This is a genomic window from Sphingomonas bisphenolicum, from assembly GCF_024349785.1.
Taxonomy (GTDB): Bacteria; Pseudomonadota; Alphaproteobacteria; order Sphingomonadales; family Sphingomonadaceae; genus Sphingobium; species Sphingobium bisphenolicum.
This window is the reverse complement of sequence record NZ_AP018817.1, coordinates 515,041-522,500: the sequence shown is the minus strand read 5'-3', so window position 1 is coordinate 522,500 and position 7,460 is coordinate 515,041. Positions and strand designations below refer to the sequence as shown.

The 7,460-nt window shown below is 60.9% G+C and carries 5 protein-coding genes, 1 tRNA gene, 2 rRNA genes and 1 riboswitch (1 of these 9 running past the window's edge); of the genes, 6 read left to right on the top strand and 2 right to left on the bottom strand.

Annotation, left to right across the window (positions count from 1 at the left end):
• The 3 genes from SBA_RS02505 to SBA_RS02495 all read left to right on the top strand — a co-directional run.
• A 23S ribosomal RNA gene (locus SBA_RS02505) occupies positions 1-986 on the top strand (it extends 1,808 nt beyond the left edge of the window).
• 142 nt (positions 987-1,128) lie between these two features.
• Positions 1,129-1,243, top strand: a 5S ribosomal RNA gene (gene rrf, locus SBA_RS02500).
• A 77-nt stretch (positions 1,244-1,320) separates the two neighbouring features.
• Positions 1,321-1,397 (top strand) — tRNA-Met (locus tag SBA_RS02495).
• Positions 1,398-1,777: 380 nt separating this feature from the next.
• Here the strand turns inward: SBA_RS02495 and SBA_RS02490 are convergent.
• Complete coding sequence (locus SBA_RS02490; RefSeq protein WP_261935782.1) at positions 1,778-3,898, bottom strand: prolyl oligopeptidase family serine peptidase; 2,121 nt, start codon at positions 3,896-3,898, stop codon at positions 1,778-1,780.
• An 11-nt stretch (positions 3,899-3,909) separates the two neighbouring features.
• Positions 3,910-4,218 (bottom strand): hypothetical protein, encoded by a 309-nt coding sequence (locus SBA_RS02485; protein WP_261935781.1) that lies wholly within the window; start codon positions 4,216-4,218, stop codon positions 3,910-3,912.
• A gap of 38 nt (positions 4,219-4,256) precedes the next feature.
• Positions 4,257-4,367: riboswitch (TPP riboswitch) on the top strand.
• A 54-nt stretch (positions 4,368-4,421) separates the two neighbouring features.
• Here SBA_RS02485 and SBA_RS02480 point away from each other — a divergent pair.
• From SBA_RS02480 to SBA_RS02470, 3 genes are read left to right on the top strand one after another with little or no spacing between them, the layout of a single operon-like run.
• Positions 4,422-4,829, top strand: a complete 408-nt coding sequence (locus SBA_RS02480; RefSeq protein ID WP_224548964.1) for a DUF2065 domain-containing protein — start codon at positions 4,422-4,424, stop codon at positions 4,827-4,829.
• An 11-nt stretch (positions 4,830-4,840) separates the two neighbouring features.
• Positions 4,841-6,814: a phosphomethylpyrimidine synthase ThiC gene (thiC, locus tag SBA_RS02475; RefSeq protein ID WP_390902367.1), complete on the top strand. Its 1,974-nt coding sequence runs from the start codon at positions 4,841-4,843 to the stop codon at positions 6,812-6,814.
• Entirely contained in the window at positions 6,814-7,413 is a 600-nt protein-coding gene (locus SBA_RS02470) for a DUF2199 domain-containing protein (RefSeq protein ID WP_224548962.1), read from the top strand. Before thiC ends, SBA_RS02470 begins: the two co-directional genes overlap by 1 nt.
• The last annotated feature ends 47 nt before the right edge of the window (positions 7,414-7,460 follow it).

Here is a 7,460-nt window from a genome sequence, read left to right as displayed (position 1 = left end):
GTAAACGGCGGCCGTAACTATAACGGTCCTAAGGTAGCGAAATTCCTTGTCGGGTAAGTTCCGACCTGCACGAATGGCGTAACGACTTCCCCACTGTCTCCAGGATATGCTCAGCGAAATTGAATTCTCCGTGAAGATGCGGAGTACCCGCGGTTAGACGGAAAGACCCCGTGCACCTTTACTGCAACTTCAGAGTGGCATTAGGAAAGAGCTGTGTAGCATAGGTGGGAGGCTTTGAAGCATCGACGCCAGTTGATGTGGAGCCATAGGTGAAATACCACCCTGCTGTTTTCTGATGTCTAACCTCGTACCGTTATCCGGTACAGGGACCCTCTGTGGTGGGTAGTTTGACTGGGGCGGTCGCCTCCTAAAGAGTAACGGAGGCGCGCGATGGTGGGCTCAGGACGGTTGGAAACCGTCTGTTAGAGTGCAATGGCATAAGCCCGCCTGACTGCGAGACTGACAAGTCGAGCAGAGACGAAAGTCGGTCATAGTGATCCGGTGGTCCCTCGTGGAAGGGCCATCGCTCAACGGATAAAAGGTACGCCGGGGATAACAGGCTGATGATTCCCAAGAGCTCATATCGACGGAATCGTTTGGCACCTCGATGTCGGCTCATCACATCCTGGGGCTGGAGCAGGTCCCAAGGGTTTGGCTGTTCGCCAATTAAAGTGGTACGTGAGCTGGGTTCAGAACGTCGCGAGACAGTTTGGTCCCTATCTGCCGTGGGCGTCGAAATTTGAGAGGAGTTGACCCTAGTACGAGAGGACCGGGTTGAACATACCTCTGGTGTACCAGTCGTTCCGCCAGGAGCGCAGCTGGGTAGCTATGTATGGACGGGATAACCGCTGAAAGCATCTAAGCGGGAAGCCTCCCTCAAGATAAGATTTCTTAGGACGGTCGAAGACCACGACCTTGATAGATCGGATGTGGAAGTGCGGTAACGCATGAAGCTAACCGATACTAATTGTCCTATTCGCGCTTAAGAGTCCCACCATCAACGACAGCACTGGTCTCCAGCGCATGTCAGCGATCGTAGGTTGTTAAGCCAGCCCAGATATATGTTTATATACGAACCAAAATGTGCACGGCATCGATCAAAAACCCATATATGCGCCAGCTTCATTGCTTGGTGACCATAGCGTCTGTGACCCACCCGATCCCATCCCGAACTCGGCCGTGAAACCAGTCTGCGCCGATGGTACTATTGCTCAAGCACTGGAAGAGTAGGGCGTCGCCAGGCATTGAAGCTCGCGCATATATCGGAACACAAAAAAACCCATTCACAACGTCTTTTGCGATCTCTGGTCGTGCCTCTGGCGCGGGATGGAGCAGCCCGGTAGCTCGTCAGGCTCATAACCTGAAGGTCGCAGGTTCAAATCCTGCTCCCGCAACCACAGGTCGCACCCAATGAACCACAGCCCACGTCAGCAGTCAGACGACCTGGCCCGATGATCCCCAGGATCATCAGGCCGTCGGCGTTCCACCCGAACTGCCTTTGGTGCTGCCGTCCCGTCAGGCTCATAAGCTGAAGGTCGCGTTCAGCCGGAACCGGGCAAGCCCGGCGAAGACCATGGGCCAAAGGCCCATAAATCCTGCTCCCCCAACCAGATTACATCCCAGTGAGCAACGCGAACGCAAAGATTTGCGTGGCCCCGGCAAAGGCCGGGGTCCATTGCACCCCATAACCCCGCCCACAAAGCGGGGTTTTTTATTGCCCGCGCCATGTCCAACCCAACATGCCGGGCGGCGGACATCTCCCGCCGCCGACCCCATGTCACCGATCGGCGCCTTCCAACTGCCGACTGAAATACACCATCTGCATCGCCTGCAACCGCGCGCCCTGCGCGATATCCGCGTCGCCCGCATGGCCGCCTGCCGTATCCTCATAGAAATAATAGGGCAGCCCATAATCCTTCAGCCGCGCCGCGAACTTGCGCGCATGTTGCGGCCCGACCCGGTCATCCTTGGTCGTCGTCCAGATATAGGGCGTGGGATATTTCACCCCCCGCCGGATGTTCGCATAAGGCGAAATCCTTTGCAGAAACGCCTTCTCCTCCGGCACCGACACGCTGCCATATTCATCGACCCAGGACGCGCCGGCCGCGATCTGCTCGTAGCGCACCATATCCAGCAAAGGCACCTGGATCGTTACCGCGTTCCAGAGGTCGGGATGCTGGTTGAACTCGACGCCCATCAACAGGCCGCCGTTGGACCCGCCATAGATGCCGAATTTCCCGGGCGACGATAATTTGCGCGCAAAAATATCCTGCGCCACCGCCGCGAAATCATCATAGATGATCTGCCGCTTGGTCTTCAGCCCCGCCTCATGCCAGGCCGGGCCGAACTCGCCACCGCCACGGATATTGGCCAGCACGAAACTGTTACCCCGTTCCAGCCACAGCTTGCCGGTGATCGCCGCATAGCTGGGCGTCATCGGCACCTCGAAGCCGCCATAGGCGGTCATGATCGCCGGGGTGGAACCGTCCGGCTTCATATCCTTGCGGTGGACGATGAAATAGGGGATTTTCGTCCCGTCGGTCGATGTCGCCTCGAACTGATCGACCATCAGGCCAGCGGCGTCGAACCGCGCAGGCATCGCCTTCACCTGGCGCGGCGCGGGTTTTGCCGCGTCGATCGCCCAGAGCGTCGTCGGCGCCAGGAAGCCGGCGACCGACAGATAGGCCTTGTCGCTCTTGTGAGTGGATGCCGCGATCGAGATGGTCGCATTGTCGGGCAGGGCGACGGGGGTGGTCGTCCACCTGTCCTTGCCCGGCGTCAGCACCTGCACCCGTCCGCGCACATTGTCGTTGATGGCCAGGATCACCCGATCCTTTGTCGCCGTCACCCCATCGATCGACTGGCGCGCATTGGGCGCGAACAGAATCTGCGGCTTCAATGTCTCGCCGGATTGCAGCGCCTTCAACGGCACCGCCGCCAGCGATCCCGTCGGGACGGTCACCCCGCCGCTGGCCCAGTCCTGACTGGTCTGGATCAGCACCTGACCCTGTACCATGCCCTGCAACTGGCTCTTGGCCGGCAGGGGGAGCTTCTTCACGCCATCGGCGGTGACGAGATAGGTTTCGTTGCCGAAGAAGGTGACGCCGCGATAGAGGAAAGCGGCGCGATTGCCCCCGCCATCAGACAGGACCATGGGAAACGTCCCGACCTGATCGCTGGGCGCGCCGCGATAGATTTCCTGTGCGGCGGACAGCGGCTGCCCGCGCTTCAATGTCTTCACCACGAAGGGATAGCCCGACGCCGTCATGCTGCCCCCCTGTGCATCGGCGCCCCAATCGCGGGCGAGCAGGATCGTGTCCTTGTCCAGCCAGTCCTCATTCTGTTTGGAGGTGGGAATGGCGAACCCGCCCTCCACGAACTGCCCGGTCACCAGATCGAACTCGCGCAAGGTCACGGCATCCTCGCCGCCATCGGACAAATGGATCAGCGCCAGCCGCTCGTCGGGGTCCAGGATGGACGCGCCCTTCCACACCCACTTCTTGCCATCGGCCTTCGACAGCGCGTCCAGGTCCAGCACCGTCGTCCAGCGCGGCGCGTCGGTCGCATAATCAGCCTCGCTGGTATAGCGCCATATGCCCTGCGGATGATCGGTGTCGCGCCAGACATTATAGACCCGGCCGTGGATCAGCATCGGCATGGCGATCCGGTCCTTGGCCGATGCGATCGCCAGCGCGTCCTTGAAGTAACCGGCATAGCGCGGATCGCCCTGCAAGGTCGAGACCGTCGCCTTATTCTCCGCCTCCACCCATTGCATCGCGCGCGGGCCGGTCCAATCCTCCAGCCATAGGAACGGGTCATCCGCCGGGGCAGGGGCCGAAACAGTCGAAGGGGGCGCGCCGGCGCCGGTCAACAAAGCCGCAGTCACCAACAGCGTCATCCTCTTTTTCATCAGTGCTTGTCCCCCGGCAATGTCGATCGCCCCTTCATATAGCGCGCCCGCAACACCGCGCTCGCTATCAACAGGGGTAACGCCGCCAGCATCAACAGGCTCCCGATGAAACTGGGCGACCAGCCCCATAGGCTGTGCAGGCCGAAGGCGGCAGGGGCCATCACCAGCAGGAAACCCAGCGTCAGCAGCCACAGTCCCCAGCGGCGCGGCCGCACCGCCACCATCCGCATCTCGTGCCGCCACGCCTTGCGGCCAGCCTTGGTCGACAGATCGGGACCAGGCCGGTCGGAGGATGGGTGATCGAACATATGGTGCTGGACCTTGTGCCGTTTAGTCCTTACCCTGTCCAGCATCCCCGGGGGACCGCGCACAGGCGGTTGAGAGGTGGCTGATGTGGCCACGACCCGTTGAACCTGATCTGGTTGAGACCGGCGTAGGGAGGGAACGGCTTGTGTAACCAGCAGACCGCACCCGCCCCGCGTCCTTGAAAAGAGACGAAGAGAGGCGGCCCATGGATACGATTTCCGTTCTGACGCTGCGCCTGGCCGAAATTATCGGCCTCTACATGATTGTCATCGGCCTGGGCGGGCTTGCCAGTCCGCAGCGCTGGCGCGCGGTAATGGACGATCTCAACCGGTCGCCGGGGCTGGTCGTGGCGCTGGGCTTCGCCGTCTTCGCCGTCGGCGGCACGCTGGTGCTGATCCACAGCATCTGGACCGACCCGCTCGCCATTATCGTCAGCCTGATCGGCTATGTCGCCCTGATCGAAGGCGCGACCTTGCTGGCCGTACCTGGTCCGCTGATCCGCATCGGCCACTGGTCGACGAATTTCATCCGCACCTGGGCGCTGATCGCCCTGATACTCGGCCTTCTCCTCTTCCTTGCGGGCCTCACCGGCCGCGCCACACTTTCCGTCTGAAAGGTATCCTCATGGCAGATGTCGCCGCCCGCACCGAAATGCCCGAAGCCGAAGGCTCCACCGGCCGGCAGGCCGCTATGAAAGTCACCACCGGCCCCATCCGGGGGTCGAAGAAGATCCATGTCGGCCCGCTGAAGGTCGCGATGCGCGAAATCCATCTGGAACCGGGCAGCGGCGAGCCGCCGGTGCGCGTCTACGACACGTCCGGCCCCTATAGCGATCCCGATGTCCGCATCGACATCATGGCGGGACTGCCCCAGTTGCGGCGCGACTGGATCATGGCCCGCGGCCATGTCGAGGAATATGCCGCCCGCGCAATCAAGCCGGAGGATAATGGCCTCAAAGGCCCGGATCGCAGCGCCACCGGCACAGTCTCGACGGTGACGGAATCCAGAAATGGACGCGTCCAGCCCTTCCCGAACCTCGTCAAGCGCCCGCTGCGCGCCAGGCCCGGCGCCAACGTCTCCCAGATGCATTATGCCCGCCGCGGCATCATCACGCCGGAAATGGAATATGTGGCGGAACGCGAAAATCTTGGCCGCGCCCGACTCGCATCCTATGTCCGCGACGGCGAAAGCTTTGGCGCGTCCATCCCCGATTATGTGACGCCCGAATTCGTCCGCGACGAAATCGCCCGCGGCCGCGCCATCATCCCCAACAACATCAACCATCCCGAATCCGAGCCGATGGCGATCGGCCGCAATTTCCTGGTCAAGATCAACGCCAATATCGGCAACAGCGCCGTCGCGTCCGACGTGGCGAGCGAAGTCGACAAGCTGGTCTGGTCGATCCGCTGGGGTGCGGACACGGTCATGGACCTCAGCACCGGGCGCAACATCCACGACACGCGCGAATGGATCCTGCGCAACTCGCCCGTCCCGATCGGCACCGTCCCCATCTACCAGGCGCTGGAAAAGGTCGGTGGCGTCGCCGAAGACCTGACATGGGACATATTCCGCGACACGCTGATCGAGCAGGCGGAGCAGGGCGTCGATTATTTCACCATCCATGCGGGCGTGCGCCTCGCCTATATCCCGATGGCGGCCAGGCGCGTCACTGGCATCGTCTCGCGCGGCGGATCGATCATGGCGAAATGGTGCCTCGCCCATCACAAGGAAAGCTTCCTCTACGAGCATTTCGACGAGATCACGGAGATCATGAAGGCCTATGACATCGCCTATTCCTTGGGCGACGGCCTGCGCCCCGGATCGATCGCCGACGCCAATGACGAAGCGCAATTCTCCGAACTCTACACGCTGGGCGAACTGACCCACCGCGCCTGGAAACAGGATGTGCAGGTCATGATCGAAGGGCCGGGCCATGTGCCCATGCACAAGATCAAGGAGAATATGGACAAGCAGTTGCAGGTCTGCGGCGAAGCGCCCTTCTATACGCTTGGGCCGCTCACCACTGACATCGCGCCGGGCTACGACCATATCACGTCGGGCATCGGCGCTGCGATGATCGGCTGGTACGGCACGGCGATGCTCTGCTACGTCACGCCCAAGGAGCATCTGGGCCTGCCCGACCGCGACGATGTGAAGGTCGGCGTCGTCACCTACAAGCTCGCCGCCCATGCCGCCGATCTGGCCAAGGGCCACCCCGCCGCCAGGGTTCGCGACGACGCGCTCAGCCGCGCCCGCTTCGAATTCCGCTGGCGCGACCAGTTCAACCTGTCGCTCGACCCCGAAACGGCGGAACAATATCACGATCAGACGCTCCCCGCCGAAGGCGCGAAAAGCGCGCATTTCTGTTCGATGTGCGGCCCCAAATTCTGCTCGATGCAGATCAGCCAGGACGTCCGCGACTTCGCCGCCAAGCAGAACCAGAATGTCGAAGGCTTCATCGCCACCGGCCCCACCGGCGCAGAAACCGCCGCCGCCAGCAAGGCCGCCGCGCTCAAGGGCATGGAAGAGATGAGCAAGGTCTTCAAGGACAATGGCAGCGAGCTCTATATGGGTGCTGGCGGCAGGGAGCATGATTGATGCCGAACTGGGCGCAGCATATGTGGAATATTCTGCGCCTCGCTCGCGCTTCGACGTCATCTGAACAATTGCAGAAGGGGCGCTGGCTCTGTGGCTCGTGCGATCAGGAACATCGTTGGCCGTTCGACTTAGCAGCGCACGCGCCCGATCCATGGCCCCATGTTCCCGAATATGAACCGAATGGCGCGTTGAGAATGGACGGCGATTTTCTGTCCGAGGATTTTTGCGTGCTGAACGGCGAGCATTTCTTCGTCCGTTGCATATTGACTATCCCCGTGCAGGGCATGTGTGACGATTTCGGCTTTGGCTGCTGGTCCACGCTCTCACGGCAAAACTTTGAAAAATATATAGAAGGCTTTGATTCAATCCATCCTTCGCAGGAGGAATTGTGGAGTGGCTGGCTCTGCAATCGGTTGGCTGACTTTGATGGGAATGAGGCTATCGGTGTATGGGTTCAACTTCGGCCCGGCAGGAAGCGCCCACTCCTTTGGGTGATGGATGACGATTATCCATTGGCTGTTGCACAGGAGCATGGGATCAGCGCTGACCGAATGATGGAAATCTTCGCTTATTATGGCCATGCACCAATAGCGGGCTAGCCTCGACATGGGGCATTTGGCGACGATACAACTTTATGTTATAACTC

Excerpts from the sequence above, each read along its gene's own strand:
- SBA_RS02490 (WP_261935782.1), bottom strand. The coding sequence starts at position 3,898 with ATGACGCTGTTGGTGACTGCGGCTTTGTTGACCGGCGCCGGCGCGCCC.
- SBA_RS02485 (WP_261935781.1), bottom strand. The coding sequence starts at position 4,218 with ATGTTCGATCACCCATCCTCCGACCGGCCTGGTCCCGATCTGTCGACC.
- SBA_RS02480 (WP_224548964.1), top strand. The coding sequence starts at position 4,422 with ATGGATACGATTTCCGTTCTGACGCTGCGCCTGGCCGAAATTATCGGC.
- thiC (WP_390902367.1), top strand. The coding sequence starts at position 4,841 with ATGGCAGATGTCGCCGCCCGCACCGAAATGCCCGAAGCCGAAGGCTCC.
- SBA_RS02470 (WP_224548962.1), top strand. The coding sequence starts at position 6,814 with ATGCCGAACTGGGCGCAGCATATGTGGAATATTCTGCGCCTCGCTCGC.